The sequence below is a fragment of the Bradyrhizobium sp. USDA 3397 genome (assembly GCF_054060965.1).
This window is the reverse complement of record NZ_JBSSDS010000001.1, coordinates 246974-270848: the sequence shown is the minus strand read 5'-3', so window position 1 is coordinate 270848 and position 23875 is coordinate 246974. Positions and strand designations below refer to the sequence as shown.

The following is a 23875-nucleotide window of genomic DNA, read 5'->3' as shown; positions in this document are numbered from 1 at the left end:
CTACGACTTCTATCTCAGACCGTCTTCGCCCTTGATCTCCGCGACCGTCAGCCCGCCGACGCGCGGCAGCGGACGGCCGCTGTCGGTGACGGCGACCGCGACCATGATCTCGTTGGCACGCGGCGCGTCGTTGATCTGCACTTCCATGCCGTCGAAATGACTGCGCACGAAGGCCGCGTCCTTGTGCCCGAGCGGAATGTCCAGCGTCGTGCCCGGACCGCTGCGCTTCTTCGAGGAGGGAATCAGCGCCGCGCCTTTGCCCAGAACTTTACGCACCGGCGCGCCCATCTTGGGGTGGAGGATTGCGGCGGCGTGCTCCAGCTCGCCGTTCTCGCCGACGGCCGCGGCCTTGCCGTAGCTGTGTGCCTTGGCACCATCGATACCGAGCGCCGCCACCGCGCGCTTCGACAGGAGCTCGCCCAGCTCCTCGCCGATCGCGATCAGCGGCGAAAGATCCTCGACATATTTTCCGGCGAAAGGATTCTCGATCACGGCGATCGCGGCGGCACGCCGGGTCGGCGGCGACACCTGGCGTCCCATCTCCATCTGCGTCTCTTCGACGACGGTGACGATCTTGCGGATGATCGCGCTCATGTTTCGCTTCCCTGTTCAGGCATGGACCGCGTTCTCCAGCACACGCGGGCGCGATCGTTGCTCTTCTATATCCTTTGTTCCGATGACAAGCATATCACCACAAAGCCGCAGCACGGCACCTTCGATCAGTCTGCGATCGAACAATTGCCGTGCACATTCCGCGCCAGATTCAAGCGCGGCGGCGATCTCATCGTGAGACAGCTCGCCGACACCGCGCGTCACGAGGCGCGCGCCCAGATCGCTGTCGGGCTGAAGCTCGTTCGCAGGCTGTCGGATGATTGCGGGATGCCTGGGCAGATCGACGGCATTGGCGATCACGGTCGCGGCCGCATCGGCCTGCGAAGCGGTTGCGGCCAGCACGGTCACGGCATCGGCGATCCCGAGCGAAAAGCTGCGGCCGTGCCGACCGCTGGTCGCGACGCCCCGCACCGGATCGTCCGCATCGATCCGCATCCTCCGCATCACGCCGTCGTGGTCGGGACGATCCATCAGGCCGACCGAAAAATGCTCACCCTTGCCGAGATGCAGCGCGATGTCGCCGCCATTGTTGACGTAAACCCGATCGAGCGGTGCAGCGCGCAGCATCGCGGCCAGAATCTCCTCCGCGACGCTGCCGGCAACGGCCGCCATCGGTGTGATGAAGCAATCGGCGGCATAAGGCGCGACAGCAGCGTGCATGCGGCGGGCGACAACGCCCTTCAGCGAGGTCTTCTCCCCGACCGCCGTACGCAGCCCTGGCAATTCCGCGCAAAGCTCGTCGAGCAATCCGGTGAACCGCAGCGCCGCAGCCTCATAGGCGACCCGCACCGCATCCGTACGTCCCCTCGCCTCCACGATCAGATCGATCGGTCCATCCTGCAAATGCAGCCGCCGGCCATCAGACAGCAATGCGATTTGCGGGCGCCTGATCATGTGCGAGGCCCCGGAATCGGGTTCTGCCAGGGCAATTGGCGGACATCGTCGCCGCTCTGCACCTCGGAGAGCGGCTTCACATAATCCATGTGTCCGCCAAGCGCGGCATAATCGGACAGCTTCATCGTGAACTCGATCGGCGCGACCAGGGCCGGTGTCGGCACATAGCCGAACGCGCCTGACGGCATCTGCGTCACATCGACCATATAAGTGATGCCGCCGCCGGGCCAGACATAGACCGGCGCGCCGCCGCTGGTGACGCGCGTCAGCGCGTCCTTCACCGAGCGAGTCAAACGCACGGGATTGTCGGTGACGCCAGCCCGCAGTGAACCGCCCGCGCCCGCCATGAACAACACCGTGCACAAGGCGGGCTCGCAATTTTCCTGGATGCGCTCGACCGAAAACTTCAAATCGTCCGGCATCTCGGTCTCGACCGGCTTCAAGGCCTCATCGAGCACGTAATAGGACGAATGCTCGCCGGTGGTGGAGACCATCAGCATGGTCAGGCCGGGCTTGGCTTCCTTGGGATCGAACGGGCCGAGGATCGCCAGCGGATCGGAGATGTTGGTGCCGCCCCAGCCGGTGCCGGGATCGGCGACCTGGAAATAGCGGCCCGGCGTCGAGCGCCGCCCCTTCATCTTGATGCCGGTGTCGGCGATGTCGAGCAGCTTGCCGGCCTGATGCTCCGAGAGCACGCCGGTGATGTGGTCGTCGACCACGACGACTTCGTCCACCCTGCCGTGCCATTGCTTGGCGAACATGCCGATCGTCGCCGAGCCGCAGCCGACGCGCATGCGCTCTTCCTTCACGCCGTTGACGATCGGCGGCTGCCCGGCCTGCACCACCACGGTGGCGCCGCCGTCGATGGTGAACTCGACCGCCTTGCAATTGGCGAGGTCCATGAGCGTGTCGCAGGTGACGCGGCCCTCCTTCTTGGAGCCGCCGGTGAGATGATGCACGCCGCCGAGCGAGAGCATCTGCGAGCCGTATTCGCTGGTCGTGACGTGGCCGACCGCCTCGCCCTGCGCGCGCACGGTCGCGGTCTCCGGGCCGAGATAGCGGTCGGTATCGATCTTCACCTTGATGCCGCAATAGGAGAAGATGCCCTCGGTGACGACAGTGACCATGTCGACGCCGTCGACCTCCGCAGAGACGATGAACGGCGCCGGCTTGTAGTCGGGATAGGTCGTGCCTGCGCCGATCGCCGTCACGAAAGTCGAGGGCTCATGGACGATCTTGCCGTCCCAGTCCTCGGTGCGGCTGAACGGGACGAGCTTGCCGCCATGAGAGACGGTGCGCTCCAGGATGACGTGCGGATCGACGCGGACCAGCTTGCCGTCGTGATTGGCATAGCGATCGCAGGCCCCCGCCGCGCCCGGCTTGATGTAGCACATCACCGGACAAGCATCGCAGCGGATCTTGTCGATGACGGCGCTCGTCGTTTCTGTCACCATGTCGGAGCCGGCGGACATCGCAGTTATCATTCGTATACGAACGATGTTGCGCGCGCTGCCCCGGGGCTGTCAAGCGGCGGTGCAGCGCAAAAGATGCCACTGCCGCATAAAACCTCATTTGCCTATCCGCACTGTCCACAAAGAAGGCAGCCGCGCTGCAGTGCGGCATGCACGGCTTGCACGTTTGTGTACAAACGGTATCGTCGCGGCGTCCGATTTTCGCGATTGCATGATCTTGGATATCGTCTTGGGCTTGGGAACGAGGATGACGCAGACACCGATCCGCCTCACCGTGAACGGCAGGATCCACGAGGTCACGGCAGCGCGCGACACGCCGCTGCTCTACGTGCTGCGCAATGATCTCGCGCTGAACGGCCCGAAATACGGCTGCGGCTTGGGAGAATGCGGCACCTGTACTGTCCTGATCGACGGACTGGCGGCACGCTCCTGCGTGATTCCGGTGAGCGGCTGCGCCGGGCGCGACATCGTGACGCTCGAAGGCCTCGGCACAAGCGACAAGCCCGACGTCGTGCAACAGGCCTTCATCGACGAGCAGGCCGCACAATGCGGCTATTGTCTCAACGGCATGATCATGACCACCAAGGCGTTGCTCGCGATCAACCCGCGGCCGACCGAGCAGGAGGCGCTGGCGGCGCTGCGCTACAATCTCTGCCGCTGCGGGACGCATGTCGAGATCCTCCGCGCGGTGATGCGCGCATCGGGCCAGCTCACCGAGGCCGCAGACTGATGGCCTCCTTTGTTTCGAACGGAGCTGAGCGCGGGGGTTCGCTCGTCGTCGCGCGCAGCGTGGACGAGGTCACGTCGGAGACCTTCGTCCGCATCACCGCGGACGGTTCGGTCACGGCCTATAACGGCCATGTCGATCTCGGCACCGGCATCCGCACTGCGCTGGGCCAGATCGTCGCCGAAGAGCTCGACGTCTCCTTTGCGCGCGTCGTCGTCGTGCTCGGCGACACGGCATTGGTGCCGAACCAGGGCGCGACGATTGCGAGCGAAACCATCCAGATCACGGCCGTGCCGCTGCGGAAGGCCGCGGCGCAAGCGCGGCACTTTCTGATCGCGCGCGCCGCGGAACGCCTGGACTTGCCCGAAGCCGAGCTCAAGATCGAGGACGGACTCGTTCGCGGCCACGACAACCGCAGCATCAGCTATGGCGAGCTCATCGGCGACGAGGCGATCCGCCTCGAGCTGGCCGATGACGTGCAGGTCAAGCCGGTCGGCGATTACGCCATCGTCGGCCAGTCGGTGCCGCGCGTCGATCTACCTGCTAAAGCCACGGGCGAGCTGACTTTCGTGCACGACATCCGCGTGCCCGGGATGGTGCATGGCCGCGTGGTGCGGCCTCCCTATGCCGGCGTCGATGCCGGACCGTTCGTCGGCACCAGCCTCATTGCGGTCGACGAATCCTCCCTGCGCGACATTCCCGGCCTTGTCGCCGTCGTGCGGATCGGCGATTTCGTCGGCGTCGTCGCCGAGCGCGAGGAGAATGCGATCCGTGCGGCAGAGCAGCTCAAGGTGAGCTGGAAGCCGACGCCGACGCTTGCCGATCTTGGCGATGTCGAGACCGCCCTGCGCGCCAATCCCTCGACGCCGCGCACGCTGATCGACAAGGGCGAGGTCGACAAGGCGATATCGAGCGCGGCCAAGCCGATGCAGCGCACTTACGTCTGGCCGTATCAGATGCACGCCTCGATCGGCCCCTCCTGCGCCGTCGCCGACGTCCAGGACGGCAACATCCGCGTCTGGTCGGGCACGCAGAACCCGCACGTGCTGCGCAGCGACCTCGCGCTGCTGATCGAGCGCCCCGAGAGCGAGATCGAGGTTATCCGGCTTGAGGCCGCCGGCTGCTACGGTCGCAACTGCGCCGACGACGTCTCCGCCGATGCGCTCCTGCTGTCGCGCGCCGTCGGCCGTCCCGTCCGCGTGCAATTAACGCGCGAGCAGGAGCACGCCTGGGAGCCCAAAGGCACCGCGCAGCTCATCGACGTCAATGGCGGCCTCGACGCTGACGGCAGCATCGCCGCTTACGATCTCACCACGCGCTACCCCTCGAACGCCGCTCCGACGCTGGCGCTGCTGCTGACCGGTCGCATCTCCCCCGAGCCCACCGTGCTCCAGATGGGCGACCGCACCGCGATCCCGCCCTACGATTACGAGCACATGCGCGTCGTCGCCCACGACACGCCGCCGATCGTGCGGGCCTCCTGGTTCCGCGGCGTCTCGGCATTGCCGAACACTTTTGCGCATGAATCCTATATCGACGAGGCCGCGAGCGAAGCCGGCGTCGATCCGATCGAGTATCGTCTTCGCTATCTGAAAGACCAGCGCGCGGTCGATCTGGTCAATGCGGTGGCCGAGCGCGCGGGCTGGACGCCCCGCCCCGTTCGCGAGGAGAAGGACGGCGAGGTCGTGCACGGCCGCGGCTTTGCCTATGCGCTCTATGTCCACAGCAAGTTTCCCGGCTATGGCGCGGCGTGGTCGGCCTGGGTTGCCGACGTCGCGGTGAACAAGACGACCGGCGATGTCAGTGTGACGCGCGTCGTCGCGGGGCAGGATTCCGGGTTGATGATCAACCCGGACGGCGTGCGCCACCAGATCCAGGGCAACGTCATCCAATCCACCAGCCGCGCGCTGATGGAAGAGGTGTCGTTCGAGCGCGGCACTGTGGCCGCGCGCGAATGGGGTGCCTACCCCATCATCCCGTTCCCCGACGTGCCAAAGATCGACGTCTTGATGCTGCCGCGGCAGGACCAGCCGCCGCTCGGCGTCGGCGAGTCTGCTTCGGTGCCGAGTGCGGCGGCGATTGCGAATGCCATCTTCGATGCCACTGGCGTGCGCTTTCGCGAGCCGCCGTTCACGCCTGAGCGCATCCTCAAGGGGCTGCGCGGCGAGACATCGGCGACACCGCAGTGCCTGCCTGCGCCGGCAGCCGCGCCTCAATCGCGTATCTGGGAAAATCCGTTCGCCAGGCGCGCTGGCATCTTCGCAACGATCGCAGCCGTCTGTACCGCCGCGATCGGCATCGGCGCGGCGCTCCTTCCCGGCCGGGCCATCGCGCCGATCACCCGTCCGGATGCATCGGTCTATTCCGCAGCGACCATCGCCCGCGGCGAGCAGCTTGCAGCGCTTGGCAATTGCGCGGAGTGCCATACCAGCATTGGCGGCGCGCTCAACGCCGGCGGCCGCGCATTGGAGACGCCATTCGGCACGATCTATTCGACCAACATCACGCCCGATGTCGAGACCGGGATCGGCGCCTGGTCCTACCCTGCCTTCGAGCGCGCGATGCGCGACGGCTTGCATCGCGACGGACGCCAGCTCTATCCCGCCTTCCCCTACACGCATTTTGCAAAGACCAGCGACGCCGATCTGCAGGCGCTCTACGCTTATCTGATGGCGCAGCCTGCGGTGCGCGCGACGACGCCAGCGAATGCGCTCGCCTTCCCGTTCAATCTGCGCCCGCTGCTGGCGGGCTGGAACGCGCTGTTCCACCGGACCCACGAATTCAAGTCGGACCCCTCAAGGTCCGAGGCCTGGAATCGCGGCGCCTATCTGGTCGAGAGCCTCGGCCATTGCAGCGGCTGTCATTCGCCCCGCAACGCGCTCGGCGCCGAGCAACGCAACGCCTATCTTGCCGGCGGCTTCGCCGAAGGCTGGGAAGCGCCGGCGCTGACCTCGCTCTCGCACGCGCCGATCCCGTGGAGCGAGGATGAGCTCTACGCCTATTTGCGCACCGGCCAGTCGCGTTACCACGGCGTCGCCGCCGGACCTATGGCGCCTGTTATCCGCGACCTCAAGGCTCTGCCCGACCAGGACATCCGTGCGATGGCGGTCTATCTGAACTCCTTCAACGACACGGCCGATACACCAGCGCCGGATGCGCTCGCCGCCAAGCTCGAGAGCGCAACGCAAGTGACCGTCGCCTCCTCCGCGGGCGCCCGCCTCTATCAGGGCGCCTGCGCCGTCTGCCACGAGGTCGGCGGCCTGCCGCTGTTCGGCAGCCGGCCGTCGCTCGCGCTCAACAGCAACATTCACAGCACGAAGGCGGATAATCTCGTGCAGGTGATCCTGCACGGCATTACCGACCCGGTCTCCAGCGATCTCGGCTACATGCCCGCGTTCAGAAACAGCATGAGCGATGCACAGGTCGAGGAGCTCGTGACGTTTTTGCGCAAGCAGTTCGCGCCGGACCAGCCGGCCTGGACCGGCGTGCGCGAGACGATCTCGCGTGTGCGACGTTCGACTCACTAACGTCATTCCGGGGCCCGAGCATGGCGAGGGAGCCTGGAATCCATAACCACCAGCCGGGGTTATGGATTCTCAGATGCGCAATTGCGCATCATAGCTCGCCGCTTCGCGTCGCCCCGGAATGACACTGCGTGAATACTCTATCCGTGCTTCATCTCCACCGGCGGCGTGCCGTGGGTGTGGAACGACTCGATCGTCTTCAATCCCCAGGCCTGGCCTTTCTTGCGCTCCTCCTCGGTCCACACGATCGGCTTCCAGTCGGGCGCGAGGATGAGGCGTGCGCCGGCATTGGCGACTTCGACGCGGTTGCCGCCGGGCTCGTAGACATAGAGGAAGAAGGTCTGCTGGATCGCGTGCTTGTGCGGGCCGGTCTCGATGTGCACGCCGTTCTCTAGAAAAATGTCCGCGGCACGCAGGATCTCCTCGCGGCTGTCGAGCGCGTAGGTGACGTGGTGGAAGCGGCCCGGCACGCCCGAATGATCGAGCGAATAGGCAAAGTCGTAGCTCTTGTTCGACATCGTCAGCCACATCGCAGCTTCACGGCCGTCGTTGAGCACGATCTGCTCGGTGAGGCGGCAGCCCAGATAGGTCTCGAAGAACTCGCGGTTGGCCTTGATGTCGACGGCAAGACAATTGAGATGGTCGAGGCGGCGCACATTGACGCCGCGGGCGGGAAAGCGCTGCGCCTGGTTCTTCAGCGCAGGCTTGAGTTCGGGCGGCGCCTGATACCATTCGGTCTCGTAATAGAGCTCGACGATGTGGCCATCGGGGTCACTGCAACGGAAGGTCGGCCCCTGCCCCATGTCGCCGTCGATCCAGCCGATATCGAAGCCGGATCCTTTTAGCGCCGCAACACGGCGCTCCAGCGCCTGCTGGCTGCGCGCACGGAGTGCCATGTGGCCCATGCCCGAGGTCTTCGACGCCGTGAGCTTGAGCGAATAGCGCTCGTAATCGTCCCAGCCGCGCAAGTAGACCGACTCGCCCTTCTGGCCGCTGACGGTCATGCCCATCACATCGACGAAGAACCTCAGGCTCTCGTCGGGCTTCGGCGTCAGCAGCTCCATGTGGCCGAGATGGGCAAGATCGAGGATCGGTTCGGGCTGCATGTTATCCTCCTGGAGCAGCGCCGGGCTTTCTGCGCAGCGCCTCATTTGTACTAATGTACAAATCATTAGGTCCAGTCAACAAAGCAACCGACGTCCCTTGCGGCGATCGGCGCCTGACCGCCGTCCTCCGGACGAAGCGGGCAGCCTGCCCGAATGGTAAACTCTTCCTTAAGGACCATCTCACCTGAAGGGCCCGGAATGCAGCATTTTCCGGGTGATTCTGTCCTTAAGCCGGCGTTGGCGACAAGGCTCCGGACCGAATTACCGCGGATTTAACGGAGCCGGCGCGTCCGGCGTTTAACCGTTTGTGCAGCGACGGCCGCGCATAGTCCGGGCAACTCCCCTTGCTCTTGCCAGGTTCATTCATCGTGACATCCTTTGGACGCGTGATTTCGGTTCGCGGATCGCTCGCCCGGGTTGGGCTTCTGGCGGAAAGCCGGATGCCGATCTCGGAGGTGCGGGCCACCGTCGGCCGTTTCGTCAGCATTCGCTGCGCCAGCTCGGTCATCGTTGCGATGATCACGGAGGTCTCCTGCGAAAATCTGTCGAGCTCGGACAATTACATCGCCATCGCCTCGGTCGACCTGCTCGGCGAGATTCTCAATGCCGCGGACAAGGCCAAATTTCAGCGCGGTGTCACCAACTATCCGACCATCGGCGATGCCGTCGACCTGATCACGAGCCAGGAGCTGCGCACGATCTACGCGCCGACCGGCTCGGACCAGATCAATGTCGGCTTCCTGCAGCAGGACCGCTCGGTCGTCGCCTATGTCGACGTCGAGGAAATGCTGTCCAAGCATTTTGCCGTGCTGGGATCGACCGGCGTCGGTAAATCGACCGGCGTCTCGCTGCTGCTCAACGAGATCCTGAAGGCGCGGCCAAACCTGCGCATCTTCCTGCTCGACGTGCACAACGAGTATGGCCGCTGCTTCGGCGACCGCGCGCTGGTGCTCAACCCGCGGAACCTGAAGCTGCCGTTCTGGCTGTTCAACTTCGAGGAAATCGTCGACGTGCTGTTCGGCGGCCGCGCCGGCGTGCCGGAAGAGCTCGACATCCTCGCCGAAGTGATCCCGCTCGCCAAAGGCGTCTACACCCAGTACCAGAACGCCGACCGCATCGGCCTCAAGCGCATCGATCCCAAGCAGATCGGCTACACCGTCGATACGCCGGTGCCCTATCGCCTGGTCGACCTGCTGTCGCTGATCGATGAGCGCATGGGCAAGCTCGAGAACCGCTCCTCGCGCATCATCTATCACAAGCTGATCTCGCGCATCGAGGCGGTGCGCAACGACCCTCGCTACGCCTTCATGTTCGACAACGCCAATGTCGGCGGCGACACCATGGCCGAAGTCATCAGCCATCTGTTCCGCCTGCCCGCCAACGGCAAGCCGATGACGGTGATGCAGCTCGCCGGCTTCCCGGCCGAGGTGATCGATTCCGTCGTGTCCGTGCTCTGCCGCATGGCCTTCGACTTCGGCCTGTGGAGCGACGGCGTCTCGCCGCTGCTGTTCGTCTGCGAAGAGGCGCACCGCTACGCCTCCGCCGACCGCAACATCGGCTTCGGCCCGACCCGCAAGGCGGTATCGCGCATCGCCAAGGAAGGCCGCAAATACGGCGTCTATCTCGGCCTCATCACCCAGCGCCCCGCCGAGCTCGACGCCACCATCATCTCCCAGTGCAACACGCTGTTCACGATGCGCCTCGCCAACGACCGGGACCAGGCACTGCTGCGCGCCGCCGTGTCGGATGCCGCCGCGAACCTGCTCTCCTTCGTGCCGTCGCTCGGCACCCGCGAGGTGCTGGCGTTCGGCGAAGGCGTGGCGCTGCCGACCCGCTTGCGCTTCAAGGAGGTGCCGCCGCACCAATTGCCGCGCGGCGAGGCCACCATCTCGAGCGTGCCCTCCGTCACCTCCGGCCACGACATGCATTTCGTCAGCGCCGTGCTCGAACGCTGGCGCGGCGCCACCTCGCAGCGCGACGTGCCGAACGACCCCGTGTTCTCGGCACCGCCCGCGAAGACGATGTCCAGCGTCGAAGCCCCGATGCTGCAGCCCTCGATGGGCCTCGACCCGGACCGCTTCTCGCTGCTGAAGAAGCCGCTGCGGTAAGGCCTCGCTCCAACCACATCGTCATTGCGGGCGCAGCGAAGCAATCCGGAGTCTTTCCGCCGGGGGATTCTGGATTGCTTCGCTGCGCTCGCAATGACGGAGGATGGAACGTCGTTCCCACCTGACACCTTCGTCGCGGCCACTTCGGACCGGCAGATTGAGCCCGCCTTCCGCATCGACTATGGTTCCCGCCTAAAAGCCGGAATCCATGCCCATGACAAAGACCGCCGCGCAACGCTTTCCCGCCCCCGCCCTCGAAACCCTGCCCGACGACATCCGCACGCGCCTCCTTGCCGTGCAGGAGAAGAGCGGCTTCGTGCCGAACGTGTTCCTGACGCTGGCCTACCGCCCTGACGAGTTCCGCGCCTTCTTCGCCTATCACGACGCGCTGATGGAGAAGGACGGCGGCCTCACCAAGGCCGAGCGCGAGATGATCGTGGTGGCGACGTCGGCGGCCAACCAATGCCAGTACTGCGTGATCGCCCATGGCGCGATCCTGCGCATCCGCGCCAAGAACCCGCTGATTGCCGACCAGGTCGCGATCAACTACCGCAAGGCCGATATCACGCCGCGGCAGAAGGCGATGCTCGATTTCGCCATGAAGGTTTCAGCCGACGCGCAGCGGGTTTCCGAGGACGATTTCGCCGCGCTTAGCCCCCACGGCTTCAGCGACGACGACATCTGGGACATCGCCGCGATCTCCGCCTTCTTCGCTCTGTCGAACCGGCTGGCGAATTTCACGGGCATGCGGCCGAACGAGGAGTTCTATCTGATGGGCCGCCTGCCGAAGACGTAATCGAGGCGCCATGACCGAGCTCGATTGGCCCGAAATCCTGCTGCGCCTCGGCACGGCCACGCTTGCCGGCGGCGCGATCGGCCTCAACCGCGACCTGCACGGCAAGCCGATCGGGCTGAAGACGCTCGGCATCGTCGGGCTCTCCACCGCGAGCGTGGTTCTGCTCGCATTGCAGCTCGCCGAACCGGCCAGGGTCGTCGACGCCGCCAGCCGTGTCATCCAGGGCATCCTCACCGGCATCGGCTTTCTCGGCGCCGGCGTCATCGTGCACCAAAGCACCGGGTTTCGCGTTCGAGGCCTCACCAGCGCCGCCTGCACTTTCCTTGCCGCCTGCCTCGGCATCGTCTGCGGCGCCGGACAGTGGAGAGTCGTCGTCGTCGCCCTGGCGCTGGCCTTCGTCCTGCTCACGATTGGCCGTCGCCTCGAGCGCCGGCTGCATCGCATGCTTGGCGGCAAGGAAGATCCGCAGCGGACGGAGACCTCGCCGAGCTCGGGTCAGCGGGAGAGCGATTAAAATCGCAACCGCCGCGCCCAAATCGGCTTCAGCAGTTCGAGCTCCGTGAGCACCAATAGTCCGGCGCCGAGCGTGATCATCAAATCGTCAACATGCAGCGGACCGAAGCGAAACAGGCCGGACGCCGGCGGCCAGAACAAGGCTGTGGCGAGAACTAGCGCAATCAAGAGGAATATCCAGAGCAAGGCCGCGTTCGGACGGAAGAAGGCAGACAGGAACGATGCGCTGAAGGATCGATTGACCAGCACCAGCGCGAGGACGCAGGCGACGAGCGCAATGAATGCGAGGGTGCGAGCCTCATCGGGCGGCAGGCCGGAACGAAGCGCTGCGACGAAGATCACGGCGATCAAGGCGAAGGCCATCGCGCCCTGCAGAACGCTCCAGGCGATCAGGGGCCACGAGAACAGCTCCGCATCGGCATGCCGCGGCGGACGCTTCATGACGTCGCGCTCCTCCCGCTCGGCCTCGAACACCAGCGAGCAGACCGGATCGATGATCAGCTCGAGAAAGGCAATGTGCACCGGGCCGAGCACCAGCGGCAGCCCGAACACCAGGGGAAGCAGCGCAAGACCCGCGATCGGCACGTGGACGGCAAAGATGAAGGCCATGGCCTTGCGCAGATTGTCGTAGATCCGGCGACCGAGGCGGATGGATGCGACGATGGAGCTGAAGTCGTCGTCGAGCAGGACGATCGAGGATGCCTCGCGAGCGACGTCGGTGCCGCGGCCACCCATCGCGATTCCGATATGGGCGGCCTTCAGCGACGGCGCGTCGTTGACGCCGTCGCCCGTCATCGCAACGATCTCGCCGCTGCGCTTCAGCGCCTGGACGATCCGCAGCTTCTGCTCCGGCAGAACCCGCGCGAAGACGTTCACCTTCCTGACGAGTGCCTCGATCTCGCGGTCGTCAGCGAGCTTGACCTGCTCCCCGGTCGCGACCTCATCGACGTCGAGCCCGGCTTGCGCGGCGATCGCCATGGCGGTTGCCGGATAGTCGCCCGTGATCATGACGACGCGGATGCCGGCCGAACGGCACTCGCGAACCGCCTCCGGAACATGAGGCCGCAACGGATCGGCAAGCCCGACCAGCCCAACGAAGCGAAATACGAAAGCCTCCTGGGATGCCGGCAGGGAAGCCTCATCGCAAACGGCAACCGCCATCCCCAGCACCCGAAGCCCGTCCTTCGCCATGGCCCCGACGGCAGCTTGCACGGCCTCGCGATCGGCTTCGTTCAGCCTGCACAGGCGCGCAATCGCCTCCGGCGCGCCCTTGGCGCATGCAATGAGCTCCGCTGCCGCGGATGTCCGCCAAGCCTGGGTCATGGCGAGCAGCTCGGGGCGCAGACCATAGGTGCGCACCAGCGTCCGCCCGCTATCCGTCGCGTCGCCGTCCCGCAGCACACCACGCGCGAACGCATGCAGCGCCTTCTCCATCGGATCGAACGGCTCCGGAGAGCTTGCCAGCGCCCCGCAGCGCGCCAGCTCTGCGAACTCGGGCCCGACCTGATCCGATCCGGACGCCTCCGCACGCAGGCGCGCGCCGTCCAGCAGGCGCAGTTCGGCGACCGACATCTGGTTCTGCGTCAGCGTTCCGGTCTTGTCGGTACACAGGACTGTTGCTGAGCCGAGAACCTCGATGGCCGCGGCTCGCCGCGTCAGGACGCGGGCCTGGGAAATCCGCCACGCACCCATTGCCATGAACACCGTGAGCACGACGCTGAATTCTTCTGGAAGCATCGACATGCCGATGGCGACGCCTGCCAGCAGCGCCTGCAGCCAGTCGCCGCGCGAGACGCCGTAGAGCACAATCGCGGCCAGGCTGATGATGGCGCCGCCGAGAAAGCAAAGCCGCACCAGCCTTGCGGTCTGTTGCTGAAGCCGCGGCGGCTCGGCCTGCAGGCCGCGAAGCGACAGCCCGATCTTCCCGATCTCGCTGCGCGGCCCGGTGGCCTCGACCAGCGCCAGCCCCTCGCCGCGCACGACGAGCGAACCGGAATACACGAATGGCTGATCCTCGCCGCCGGGCCGGTGAGCGGCTACTTTGCTCTTGTCGGCGGTCTTCTTGCGGACGGGCACCGACTCGCCGGTCAGCAGGGACTCGTCGATCTGCAAGTCCCGCGCTTCGACGAGCGCAGCGTCGGCGGGGACGCGATCGCCTTCACCGAGGACGAGAAGATCGCCCTGCACGACCTCGCGGCCGGCAATTCGCCGGCGCGCACCGTCACGCACCACCAGCGCCCGCGGGCTGGTCAGGTCGCGCAAGGCTTCCAGCACGCGCTCGGTCCGGGTTTCCTGCACCACCGTGATCACGATGGACATCGCCCCGAAAGCCAGCAGGATCACCGCCTCCTTGAGATCGCCGAGCACGAGGTAGATCAGCCCGCCGCAGAGCAGCAGCAGGAGCATCGGCTCGCGCAGCACTTCCACCACGATGCGCAGCGGACTGCGTCGTTCCGGCCGAGGCAGTTCGTTGGGGCCGTCTGCCGCGAGCCTCGCCCGGGCGTCGGTCTCGCTCAGGCCGACCGCACCTTCGCGTTGCACCTCGCTCACGATTTCCGCCGCAGGCTCCAGAAGCTGCCGGCTCCGACGATTGCAGTGGCGAGCAGGACGGCAACGAAGGTCTGGATGATGGTGAAGTTCAGCGCGTCACGCGCGACGAATAGCGCCGTGATCGCGCCGGCGAGGACGAAAAGAATGCGAAAGATGACGCTCATGGCCGTGCCTCCAAGGTCTGCATGACAAGATCTGCATTGACTTGGAGCCCGGGCCCTCCGCATCGGGGCACAACGCTGTCGCTGCAACCATGCAGGCAGAGCTTAGCCGGTCGGGGCGAGGCAGGTTTGCGACAGGTCAAGCCGACCCATCCATCATCGCTCGCCAGATGCGACGTGATGTCCGCCTCGGAGCGCGCAGCCGCCGCATCGCTCACGGCTGCGAGGCCGTATGCGGCTAGCGCTTCGCCATCAACTCGAGCGCCGGAGCAAAGCGTTCCGCGAACGTCAACGACTTGGCGTGGTGGACTGCGGCAAAGGATGCAGAGATTCCCGCCGAAGCGACCGCGAGCAAGGCAACTACGAAAGCCAGACGGCGCATGTTCGCCTCCTGTGTGAGCTCGACTACTCCATAGAGATGGGACTGCTCTGTTTCAGGACGGTTTCGTGGGCGGGGAAATTGATTTCGCTCAAGCGGCTGTGATGAGATCCGACTTATCTGGGCGCAATCCATACCCAACTAACAAGAGTAGACGTGTTTTGCAGCGCCGGCCGTATTGGGAATTTTGATACCCGCGAGCGCGATCCCAGGCACTGCGACGACGAGCAACATTCGCTGCAATGGGAGTCATCGAGGACTACGCAAATGAAGATCGTGATCCAGAAGCTCAATGGCCTGTGGCACCTCATCGTCGGATCGAGCCGGATCCGAACGCCGTTCCTGGACACCCAGGACCGCGCGCTGGTGGTCACTTACGCCCGCCGCGCCTATCCCGGCGCCAGGATCTTCCAGCGCGACTGATGTGATTACTCTTAGTCGTCGTCCGCCGGGCCGCACCAGCCGGGCAGATAGATCGCATTCTTGCTTCTGGCCGCGACCATCGCCTTCTCGAGCGCATTGTCGAAATCGGCCTCCACCGCCTTGCGCGAGACCTGCCGGCGCAGGAAGTCGGCCCACAGGAATTCAGAAAACGGTGTGGTGTCCTTGGCGAAGCCGCCCATGCGGCGCAATTCGCCGGCAAGACTGCGGAATGGATCGTCCTTGAGGTCGGCAACCGATTTCGGCAGGTCGCGGAACGAGCGCCGCTCGCCCTTGGCGTCGTAAGGATAGACCCAGCGCTTGTTGTCCATGACGCCCCAGAACGCCTCGCGCTCCACCATCCTGAGATCGCCGACGACGGTCACCAGCACCTCCTTGACACCTTCATCGTGCAGCGCGCGGCCGAGGTGATGATGATCGATCACGTAGTAGCGCGCGTCGGGACCGTAAACGACGGGGATCATGTGCTTGCCGAGCAGATCCGCCTGCTTCTTCTTGCCATGCTCGCGCCAGCGCTTCCGCTTCTCCTTGACCTCGCGCATGCCGACCGTCATCTGCGTCGGCCGGAGCGACAGGATCGGAACCGGATGCACTCTCGGCTCGCGCGCGTTGGTCGTGGTCATGATCGAAGGCCCCTGGCATGCAACTACGGTTCGGGTTCCCGCGACTATGCCACGGGTCCCGCGGTGGCAAAATCCGTTCGGAAGACGCGCAGATCACAAGTCGATACCGGCCGGTAAAAAGACGTCCTCAATGGCTGTCGCTATGCCCTCGTTGCAAATAGTACGAACGCACAAAATGCAGCCTAGCATTGCGAAGATTTACTGCAACGCGTGCCTCACCTATGCTATCTAGATCGCTGCTTCGGAGTGATCCCCGCCCCATGAACAACCAGCGGCCCATAAGCTCTGATGAGGAGCACCGGGTGCTCCAGTTCAGGCCGCGCACCCCGCCTTCCCCAAGGGTCCAGCGCGGCAATGGCTCCGTGCAACCGCTCCGCCTCACGCCCGAACGGCTGGACCTGTCGCGCTACGAGCAGCCGCATGCCGAGCCCGACAATTACCGGCAGCGCATGCTTGCCAATATCGCAGCGCTCGCCTTCACCATCGCGCTGACGGCGATCGGGATCTGGCTCGCGGTCAGCATCGCCGACCTGCGCCGGACCCAGGATTGCGTGCTGATGGGCCGCCGCGACTGCGTCAAGATCACGACACCGCATATTTAGGACCGGCCCGGCACGGACCTCATGGCGGACGGACCCAGCCGGCATCCCCAGCCGCGTCCGGTGCAGTCCCCGGGGGCCTGCCCGGCTCCATTGAACTCAAGGCGGCGCTCCGATATACGGGCTTTCGACCCGGCCAGAGGGGGGTTTGAGGGCGTCATCAGGGCGCGATGCCCAGCCACCGTGCCACTCTGGACAATCTGACAAATACCTACAATATATCAAAGGCTTAGTGATGTCCTCCACATTCGATCAGGTCGCCACGATCATCGCTGAAACCTGCGACATCCCGCGCGACACGATCACGCCGGATAGCCATGCCATCGATGACCTCGGGATCGACAGCCTCGATTTCCTCGATATCGCCTTCGCGATCGACAAGCAGTTCGGCATCAAGCTGCCGCTGGAGAAGTGGACTCAGGAGGTCAACGACGGCAAGGCGACCACCGAGCAATATTTCGTGCTGAAGAACCTGTGCGCCCGCATCGACGAACTGGTTGCGGCCAAGGGCGCGAGCGCCTAAGGGCGCAGTCATGCAACTCGAATACTTCCACATGATCGATCGCATCGTCGACCTCAAGGTCGACGAGAAGACGATCGTCGTCGAAGCGCAGGTCCCGCAGGAAAGCACCATCTTCGAGGGGCACTTCCCCGGTTATCCCTTGATGCCCGGCGTGCTCCTGATCGAATCGATGGCGCAGGCCTCGGGCTGGCTTCAACTCGGCGTGTTCAGGTTCGAACGCATGCCGATCCTGGCCGCCGTGAAGGAGGCCAAGGTCCGCGGCTCGGTCTTCCCCGGCGATCTCATGAGCATCGAGGCGAGCCTCACCCATGAAGGCTCCGGCTATGCCATGACCGAGGCCAAGATCCGGGTCGGCGGCAAGCTGCGCGCGAATTCGGCCCTCACCTTCACGCTGATTCCCTTCCCCAATGCGGATATGCGCTCCCACATGGACGCCATCGCCAAGCGCGTCGGATTTCCGCAACAGGCCGTATCGTCATGACTGACACTCCCGCTTTGAAGCCGGGCCAGACCGAGGTCTGGATCACCGGCATTGGGCTCGCCACCTCGCTCGGCGAGGGCCTCGACGCCAACTGGGCCGCGCTTTCCGAGAAGCGCATCAATGTCGACGAGAAGGGCTTTGCGCCCTACATCGTGCATCCCTTGATGCCCGTATCCTTCGACAGCCAGATCCCGAAGAAGGGCGACCAGCGCCAGATGGAAGCCTGGCAGCGCATCGGCACCTATGCCGCTGGCCTTGCGCTCGATTCCGCCGGCATCAAAGGCAACAAGGACATCCTGTCGAAAATCGACATGGTCGTCGCCGCCGGCGGCGGAGAGCGCGACATCAACGTCGACAGCGGCATTCTCACCGCCGAGGCCAAGGGCGCCAACGCGCCGGGTTTCCTCAACGAACGGCTGATGAGCGATCTGAGGCCGACACTGTTCCTGGCCCAGCTCTCTAACCTGCTCGCCGGCAACATCGCCATCGTGCACGGTCTGGGTGGCACCTCGCGCACCTTCATGGGCGAAGAGGTCGCCGGCGCCGATGCCGCCCGCATCGCGCTCGCGCGCATCGCCTCGGGCGAGAGCGACATCGCGCTGGTCGGCGGCTCGTACAACGGCGAGCGCAAGGACCTGCTCGTCCTCTACGAGTTCGGCGATTTCAACCTGAAGGACAAGTTCACGCCCGTCTGGGCCCGCAAGGATAATCCCGGCTTCGCGCTCGGCTCGGCCGGCGCTTTCCTGGTGCTGGAATCGAAGGCGCATGCGGAAGCGCGCGGCGCCAAGCCGTTCGCAAAGCTGTCGAGCGTCGTCGCCGACCTCGCCAAACGCAAGCAGCCCGGCGACATGGCCGCGACGCTCGAGAAGCTGTGGGCCAAGCTGCCCAGGCGCGAGGGCAAGGGCGCGATCATCACCGGAGCGACCGGGGCGGAGCCCGCGACCTCGGACGAGCGCGACTTCCTGAAGAACCATGCCGACTTTCCGGTGCGCTCGACCGGCACGGTGTTCGGCCACGCCATGGAAACGCAATTTCCGCTCGGCATTGCCCTCGCCGCATTGTCGATCTCGCGCGGCGCGCTGTTCCCGCCGAATGATTCCACGGGGACCGAGATTGAAATGCAGGGTGCGCCCACCCAGATCGTGGTGGTGGGAGCCGGACACTGGCGCGGCGAAGGCATGGCGCTGGTCGAGGCGGTTTAATCAGCTCAAGCGGGGATCGACATGACTGCACCACGCGACAAACTCGGGCGTCCCGTCGTCGTCGTCACCGGCATGGGCATCATGACCTCGCTCGGCGCCGGCAAATCCGACAATTGGGCAAAGCTCGTCGCCGGCGAATCCGGCATCCGCACCATCACGCGTTTTCCGATCGACGGCCTCAAGACCACGATGGCCGGCACGGTCGATTTCGTCAGCGCCGATCCGTTCTCTTCCACCGCCCTGTCCGAGCGGATGGCCGAGCTGGTGACGCAGGAAGCGCTGGAGCAGGCCGGCATCGGCGCCAAGGCCGATTTCCCGGGTCCGCTTTTCCTCGCGGTGGCGCCGGTCGAGGTCGAATGGCCGCAGCGTCGCGAGCTCGGTCGCGCCGTCGGCCAGCAAGACATCACCTATGACGATCTGCTCCGCATCTCCGGCGGCGGCAAGTTCAGCGCGTATCATCATCGCTTCATGTTCGGCTCGGTTGCTGCCCATCTTGCCGAGACCTTCGGTACCAAGGGCTCGCCGATCTCGCTGTCGACGGCCTGCGCGTCCGGAGCCACCTCGATCCAGCTCGGCGTCGAGGCGATCCGCCGCGGCGAGACGGACGCAGCGCTGTGCGTCGCGACCGACGGCACCGTGAACCCGGAAGCGCTGGTGCGCTTCTCGCTGCTGTCGGCGCTTTCGACCCAGAACGACCCGCCGCAGGCGGCCTCCCGTCCCTTCTCCAAGAACCGCGACGGCTTCGTGATGGCCGAAGGCGCCGGCGCGCTGGTGCTGGAGAGCTATGAAGCCGCCACCGCGCGCGGCGCAAAAATTCTCGGCGTGATCGCCGGCTGCGGCGAGCTCACCGATTCCTTCCACCGCACCCGCTCCTCGCCCGACGGCAAGCCGATCATCGGCTGCATGAACAAGACGCTGGCCGATGCCGGCATGACGCCGGACCAGATCGACCACATCAACGCGCACGGCACCGCGACGCCCGAGAACGACAAGATGGAATTCAACACGACGTCGGCCGTTTTCGGCGAGCTCGCGCAGAAGATTCCGGTCACCTCCAACAAGTCGATGGTCGGCCACACCATCTCGGCCGCCGGCGCAGTCGAGGCGATCTTCTCGCTGCTCACGCTCGAGCATCAGCGCATTCCGCCGACGATCAACTACGACAATCCGGATCCCACGATCCTGTTCGACGTCGTCGGCAACAAGGCGCGCGATGCGCGCGTGACCGCGGTGATGTCGAACTCGTTCGGCTTCGGCGGCCAGAACGCTTCGCTGATCCTGACCCGCGAACCGGCCTGACCGGACGCATGGCGCTGCTTCCTGCGAGCACGAAGGCCCGCGCGCGGGAGGCTGCCAAATCGCTCGGCGGCAGCCTGATCGGCGCCGCGACCGTCGCGATGCTGCGCACCACGCGCTATTTCGATCCGGCCAAGACCTCGGACTTCTTCGCGCGTGCCGTCAAGCTGATCGGGCCGCGCCTGCGCGAGCACCGCATCGGCCGCGCCAACCTCGCCGCCGCCTTCCCCGAGAAGTCACCGGAGGAGATCGAACGGATCCTGATGGGCGTCTGGGACAATCTCGGCCGCGTCGGCGCCGAGTTCGCCCATATCGATCAGGTCTGGGACTACGCCCGCGATGTCCCGGAGAAGAGTCGCATGGAGATTTCCCCGCGCAGCATCGAGCTGTTCGACCAGATCCGCGACGACGGCAAGCCGGCGCTGATCTTCGCGGCGCACCTTGCGAACTGGGAATTGCCGGCGCTCGCGGCGGTCGCGCATGGCCTGGACACCGCGATTCTCTATCGCCGCCCGAACATCGCCTCGGCCGATCGCATCATCCAGGAGATGCGCCAGGTCAACATGGGCACGCTGATCCCGGCCGGCCGCGACGCACCGCTGCGGCTCGCACAGGCGCTGAAGGACGGCAAGCACGTCGCCATGCTGATCGACCAATATCTGACAGCCGGCGTCGAGGTCACGTTCTTCGGCCGCAAGACCCGCGCCAATCCGATGCTGGCGCGCCTCTTGCGCCAGGTCGAATGCCCGATCCACGGCGTGCGCATCATCCGCCTGCCCGGCGGCCGCTTCCGCGGCGAGCTCACTGAAGAGATCCAGCCGGTGCGCGATGCCGACGGCGGGATCGACATCCAGGGCACGACGCAGGCGATCACGAGCGTCGTTGAAAGTTGGGTTCGCGAGCATCCCGAGCAGTGGCTGTGGCTGCACAGAAGGTGGCGGTAAATACTCCGTCATTGCGAGCGCAGCGAAGCAATCCAGAATCGTTCCACGGAAGCAGTCTGGATTGCTTCGTCGCTTCGCTCCTCGCAATGACAGGCGCTACTACCGCCCCGTCTTCACCTTCGTCCACAGCCGGTTGATGATCCGCTGCGTGGCCGGCTCGCGCGCCGTGATGACGAACAGTTTTGCGAGCGTCGCCTCGTCCGGATAGATGTTCTTGTCGTTCAGGATCTTCGGGTCGACCAGCTTCTGGCTGGCGAGGTTGCCGTTGGCATAGGACAGGAAGTCCGAGTTCTTGGCGGCCACATCAGGCCGATAGAGATAGTTGATCAGCTCGTAGGCTTCCCTAACGTTCTTGGCATCCGCGGGGATCGCGAGATTGTCGAAGAACATCTGCGCGCCCTCCTTCGGGATGGTGTAGCCGATCTCGACGCCGCTTTTGGCTTCGGCGGCGCGGGCGCGGGCCTGCATGATGTCGCCGGACCAGCCGACCACGAAGCAGATCTCGCCGGTCGCCAGCGCGCTCAGATATTCGGAGGAGTGAAACTTGCGCACGGACGGGCGGACCTTGGCGACGGCATCGGCGGCCTTCTCGAGGTCGGCCTGCTTGGTCGAGTTCGGATCGAGCCCGAGCCAGCTCAGCGCCGCCGGGAAGATGTCGTCGGCGGAATCGAGCATGTGCACGCCGCAATCTTTGAGCTTCGCCAGATTCTCCGGCTTGAAGACGATGTCCCAGCTGTCGATCTTGGCATCGGGGCCGAGGATCTGCTTCACCTTGGCGATGTTGTAACCAATGCCTGTCGTGCCCCACATGTAGTTGGCGGCGTAGACATTGCCGGGGTCGTAGGTGGCGAGGCGCTGCGTCACCACCGGCCAGGCATTGGCGAGGTTCGGGAGCTTCGACTTGTCGAGCTTCTGGAAGATGTTGGCCTTGATTTGGCGCTGCAGGAAGTACGCCGTGGGCACCACGACGTCATAGCCGGACTTGCCGGCCATCAGGCGCGTCTCCAGCGTCTCGTTGGCGTCGAAGGTGTCGTACACGACCTTGATGCCGGTCTCCTTGGTGAAGGCTTCAAGGACCTCAGGCGCCATGTAGTTGGACCAGTTGTAGAAGTTGACGACCCGCTCCTCGGCCCTAACAGGGGCGGAGAGCAACGTCAGTGCCGCAGCGATCGCGAAACCAAGCCTGGGGCGGCCGACGTTCGTCATCTCGATCTACCTCTTGCGTCCACGCACCGCGTCCGACAGCCGCTCCAGCGCGGTGTCGAGCGTCTGGTCCTTCTTGGCAAAACAGAAGCGCACCACCGAGGTCACGGGGTCCTGCTCGTAGAACGCCGAGACCGGGATCGCGGCGACCTTGTAGTCTTTCACAATCCGCCAGCAGAACTCGGTGTCACTCTCGTTGAGCCCGAGCGGCGACAGGTCGACGGTGAGGAAGTAGGTGCCTTGCGACTTCAGCACGGGAAAGCCGAGGCTCTCCAGGCCCTTGGTCAGGCGGTCCCTGCTTCGCGTCAGATCCTTGCGCATCGACAGGAAGTAGTCGTCGGACTTGCCGAGGCCATAGGCGACGGCGGCCTGCAGGTTCGGCGCGGTGGTGAAGGTCAGGAACTGGTGCACCTTGGCGGCGACGCGCAACAGCTGTGGCGCCGCGCAGACGAAGCCGATCTTCCAGCCCGTCAGCGAGAAGATCTTGCCCGCCGAGCCGACCTTGATGGTGCGTTCGCGCATGCCGGGGATGGTGATCAGCGGGACATGCTTGTGCTCGTCGAAGGTGACGTGCTCCCAGACCTCGTCGCAGATCGCGATGACGTCGAACTCCTGGCAGTAGCGCGCCAAGAGCTCGAGGTCCTCGCGCGGATAGACCACCGCGCTGGGATTCAGGGGGTTGTTGAACAGCACCGCCTTGGTTTTTGAATTGAACACGCTTTTCAGCATGTCCTCATTCAGCCGCCAGTGCGGCGGCTCCAGGCGAACCAGGCGCGGAATGCCGCCGGCCTGGCGGATGATCGGCAGATAGGAATCATAGACCGGCTGGAAGCAGACCACTTCGTCGCCGGGCTGGACCACCGCGAGGATCGCCGAGGTCAGCGCCTCGGTCCCGCCGGAGGTCACCATCACCTCGCTCATCGGATCGAGCTTGAGGCCGTGCCAGTGGCTGTAATGGGTCGCGATCGCCTGGCGCAGCTCCGGCAGGCCCATCATCGAGGGGTACTGGTTGTAGCCGTTCAGCGAGGCCTCGGCCGCGGCGCGGCGGATGTCCTCGGGGCCGGGATCATCCGGAAAACCCTGGCCGAGATTGATCGCATTGTTGTCGCGCGCGGCCTGCGACATCGCCTCGAAGATGGTGACGGGAAGGTCGGCGAAGACCTTGTTCAGCGAAGAGCTCTTGGTCGTCATTGCGCGGTTAGCCACCGACCTTGCTGGGAAGCCCGGCCGCCTTCCAACCCAGCATGCCGCCGGCCAGATGCTTATCGTAAGGCAGGCCCGCCGCCTGCGCCGCCAGCGAGGCCGTCACCGAGCGCTTGCCCGAACGGCAGGCGAACACGACCTCCTTGCCGGCCGGATCGGGGATCGCCTTGGGATCGAAGGTCGAGAGCGGAACCACGACGCCGTAAGGGTACGCCTCGGCCTCGACCTCGTTCGGCTCACGGACGTCGACGAGCAGATAGCGCCCTTCCGCGACACCCTTGGCGACCTCGTCCGGGGTCAGATCCTGCACTTGATTTGCCACATCATCCTCCAACGTCGCGGGCCGCGTACCGGGGCGATCCCGGCCGGCGGCAACCTCGCCTCTCGGGAGACGAAAATCAAGCGCTACAAAGGCTTGAGCCGCGCGGCGCAAGTTAAAGCTAAATCGCAGCGACTTGAAGTGCGGCTTACGGGGCACTTCACCTCTCCCGTAGGGAGAGGTCGGATCGCATTGACAG

Annotated in this window: 23 protein-coding genes; 12 read left to right on the top strand and 11 right to left on the bottom strand. The window is 65.1% G+C overall.

Annotated elements, in window-relative coordinates; all coding sequences use genetic code 11:
* Window positions 1-9 precede the first annotated feature (9 nt).
* From ACVWYQ_RS01150 to ACVWYQ_RS01140, 3 genes are read right to left on the bottom strand one after another with little or no spacing between them, the layout of a single operon-like run.
* Window positions 10-594 carry an amino acid synthesis family protein gene (locus ACVWYQ_RS01150; RefSeq protein ID WP_025035619.1) on the bottom strand — a complete coding sequence of 195 codons (585 nt, stop codon included), beginning with the start codon at window positions 592-594 and terminating at the stop codon, window positions 10-12.
* Window positions 595-609: 15 nt separating this feature from the next.
* Entirely contained in the window at window positions 610-1506 is an 897-nt protein-coding gene (locus tag ACVWYQ_RS01145) for a UPF0280 family protein (RefSeq protein WP_404541778.1), read from the bottom strand.
* Window positions 1503-2960 carry a 6-hydroxynicotinate reductase gene (locus ACVWYQ_RS01140; RefSeq protein ID WP_456727119.1) on the bottom strand — a complete coding sequence of 486 codons (1458 nt, stop codon included), beginning with the start codon at window positions 2958-2960 and terminating at the stop codon, window positions 1503-1505. The genes ACVWYQ_RS01145 and ACVWYQ_RS01140 overlap by 4 nt, the downstream gene beginning before the upstream one ends.
* Before the next feature lie 265 nt (window positions 2961-3225).
* On the opposite strand from ACVWYQ_RS01140, the gene ACVWYQ_RS01135 reads away from it, so the two are divergent.
* On the top strand, window positions 3226-3708 hold the full coding sequence (locus ACVWYQ_RS01135; protein ID WP_157282298.1) for a (2Fe-2S)-binding protein: 483 nt from the start codon (window positions 3226-3228) through the stop codon (window positions 3706-3708).
* On the top strand, window positions 3708-7232 hold the full coding sequence (locus ACVWYQ_RS01130) for a molybdopterin cofactor-binding domain-containing protein (RefSeq protein ID WP_404541781.1): 3525 nt from the start codon (window positions 3708-3710) through the stop codon (window positions 7230-7232). Before ACVWYQ_RS01135 ends, ACVWYQ_RS01130 begins: the two co-directional genes overlap by 1 nt.
* Before the next feature lie 137 nt (window positions 7233-7369).
* On the opposite strand, the gene ACVWYQ_RS01125 is transcribed toward ACVWYQ_RS01130, so the two are convergent.
* Entirely contained in the window at window positions 7370-8335 is a 966-nt protein-coding gene (locus tag ACVWYQ_RS01125; RefSeq protein WP_271547202.1) for a catechol 2,3-dioxygenase, read from the bottom strand.
* Window positions 8336-8703: 368 nt separating this feature from the next.
* Here ACVWYQ_RS01125 and ACVWYQ_RS01120 point away from each other — a divergent pair, with 368 nt between their 5' ends.
* The 3 genes from ACVWYQ_RS01120 to ACVWYQ_RS01110 all read left to right on the top strand — a co-directional run bounded on the left by ACVWYQ_RS01120 (window position 8704) and on the right by ACVWYQ_RS01110 (window position 11753).
* Window positions 8704-10443 carry an ATP-binding protein gene (locus ACVWYQ_RS01120; protein ID WP_271547203.1) on the top strand — a complete coding sequence of 580 codons (1740 nt, stop codon included), beginning with the start codon at window positions 8704-8706 and terminating at the stop codon, window positions 10441-10443.
* 214 nt (window positions 10444-10657) lie between these two features.
* A complete protein-coding gene (locus ACVWYQ_RS01115; RefSeq protein WP_271547204.1) occupies window positions 10658-11239 on the top strand; it encodes a peroxidase-related enzyme in 582 nt (193 codons plus the stop codon).
* 10 nt (window positions 11240-11249) lie between these two features.
* Window positions 11250-11753: an MgtC/SapB family protein gene (locus ACVWYQ_RS01110; protein WP_271547205.1), complete on the top strand. Its 504-nt coding sequence runs from the start codon at window positions 11250-11252 to the stop codon at window positions 11751-11753.
* Here the strand turns inward: ACVWYQ_RS01110 and ACVWYQ_RS01105 are convergent.
* The 3 genes from ACVWYQ_RS01105 to ACVWYQ_RS01095 form a co-directional block, all read right to left on the bottom strand.
* A complete protein-coding gene (locus ACVWYQ_RS01105) occupies window positions 11750-14302 on the bottom strand; it encodes a cation-translocating P-type ATPase (protein ID WP_404541784.1) in 2553 nt (850 codons plus the stop codon). The two genes, ACVWYQ_RS01110 and ACVWYQ_RS01105, sit on opposite strands and share 4 nt — an antisense overlap.
* Complete coding sequence (locus ACVWYQ_RS01100; protein WP_271503424.1) at window positions 14299-14466, bottom strand: hypothetical protein; 168 nt, start codon at window positions 14464-14466, stop codon at window positions 14299-14301. The genes ACVWYQ_RS01105 and ACVWYQ_RS01100 overlap by 4 nt, the downstream gene beginning before the upstream one ends.
* Window positions 14467-14701: 235 nt before the next feature.
* Window positions 14702-14845 (bottom strand): hypothetical protein, encoded by a 144-nt coding sequence (locus ACVWYQ_RS01095; RefSeq protein WP_192859586.1) that lies wholly within the window; start codon window positions 14843-14845, stop codon window positions 14702-14704.
* A 264-nt stretch (window positions 14846-15109) separates the two neighbouring features.
* Between ACVWYQ_RS01095 and ACVWYQ_RS01090 the strand changes: the two genes are divergently transcribed.
* On the top strand, window positions 15110-15265 hold the full coding sequence (locus ACVWYQ_RS01090) for a hypothetical protein (protein ID WP_198399655.1): 156 nt from the start codon (window positions 15110-15112) through the stop codon (window positions 15263-15265).
* Window positions 15266-15276: 11 nt separating this feature from the next.
* Here ACVWYQ_RS01090 and ACVWYQ_RS01085 read toward each other — a convergent pair whose 3' ends face one another.
* Window positions 15277-15906, bottom strand: coding sequence for a ParB-like protein (locus tag ACVWYQ_RS01085; RefSeq protein ID WP_157282303.1), 630 nt, complete (start codon window positions 15904-15906; stop codon window positions 15277-15279).
* Window positions 15907-16166: 260 nt separating this feature from the next.
* Between ACVWYQ_RS01085 and ACVWYQ_RS01080 the strand changes: the two genes are divergently transcribed.
* The 6 genes from ACVWYQ_RS01080 to ACVWYQ_RS01055 all read left to right on the top strand — a co-directional run bounded on the left by ACVWYQ_RS01080 (window position 16167) and on the right by ACVWYQ_RS01055 (window position 20951).
* Window positions 16167-16508 (top strand): hypothetical protein, encoded by a 342-nt coding sequence (locus tag ACVWYQ_RS01080; protein WP_157282304.1) that lies wholly within the window; start codon window positions 16167-16169, stop codon window positions 16506-16508.
* Window positions 16509-16740: 232 nt separating this feature from the next.
* Window positions 16741-17028: an acyl carrier protein gene (locus ACVWYQ_RS01075; protein WP_007592476.1), complete on the top strand. Its 288-nt coding sequence runs from the start codon at window positions 16741-16743 to the stop codon at window positions 17026-17028.
* 10 nt (window positions 17029-17038) lie between these two features.
* The gene (locus ACVWYQ_RS01070; protein ID WP_157282305.1) at window positions 17039-17509 is read left to right on the top strand and encodes a 3-hydroxyacyl-ACP dehydratase FabZ family protein; all 471 of its coding nucleotides are present in this window, start codon (window positions 17039-17041) and stop codon (window positions 17507-17509) included.
* Window positions 17506-18711, top strand: coding sequence for a beta-ketoacyl-ACP synthase (locus tag ACVWYQ_RS01065; RefSeq protein WP_271547209.1), 1206 nt, complete (start codon window positions 17506-17508; stop codon window positions 18709-18711). Before ACVWYQ_RS01070 ends, ACVWYQ_RS01065 begins: the two co-directional genes overlap by 4 nt.
* 21 nt (window positions 18712-18732) lie before the next feature.
* Entirely contained in the window at window positions 18733-20010 is a 1278-nt protein-coding gene (locus ACVWYQ_RS01060; RefSeq protein WP_157282307.1) for a beta-ketoacyl-ACP synthase, read from the top strand.
* A gap of 8 nt (window positions 20011-20018) precedes the next feature.
* Window positions 20019-20951: a lipid A biosynthesis lauroyl acyltransferase gene (locus ACVWYQ_RS01055; protein ID WP_404541788.1), complete on the top strand. Its 933-nt coding sequence runs from the start codon at window positions 20019-20021 to the stop codon at window positions 20949-20951.
* A 99-nt stretch (window positions 20952-21050) separates the two neighbouring features.
* Here the strand turns inward: ACVWYQ_RS01055 and ACVWYQ_RS01050 are convergent, their stop codons facing one another.
* From ACVWYQ_RS01050 to ACVWYQ_RS01040, 3 genes are read right to left on the bottom strand one after another with little or no spacing between them, the layout of a single operon-like run.
* A complete protein-coding gene (locus ACVWYQ_RS01050) occupies window positions 21051-22157 on the bottom strand; it encodes a polyamine ABC transporter substrate-binding protein (protein WP_404541791.1) in 1107 nt (368 codons plus the stop codon).
* 6 nt (window positions 22158-22163) lie between these two features.
* Window positions 22164-23345 carry an aminotransferase gene (locus ACVWYQ_RS01045; RefSeq protein WP_271547212.1) on the bottom strand — a complete coding sequence of 394 codons (1182 nt, stop codon included), beginning with the start codon at window positions 23343-23345 and terminating at the stop codon, window positions 22164-22166.
* Between the two features lie 7 nt (window positions 23346-23352).
* Window positions 23353-23679, bottom strand: a complete 327-nt coding sequence (locus ACVWYQ_RS01040; RefSeq protein ID WP_025035596.1) for a rhodanese-like domain-containing protein — start codon at window positions 23677-23679, stop codon at window positions 23353-23355.
* Between the last annotated feature and the right edge of the window lie 196 nt (window positions 23680-23875).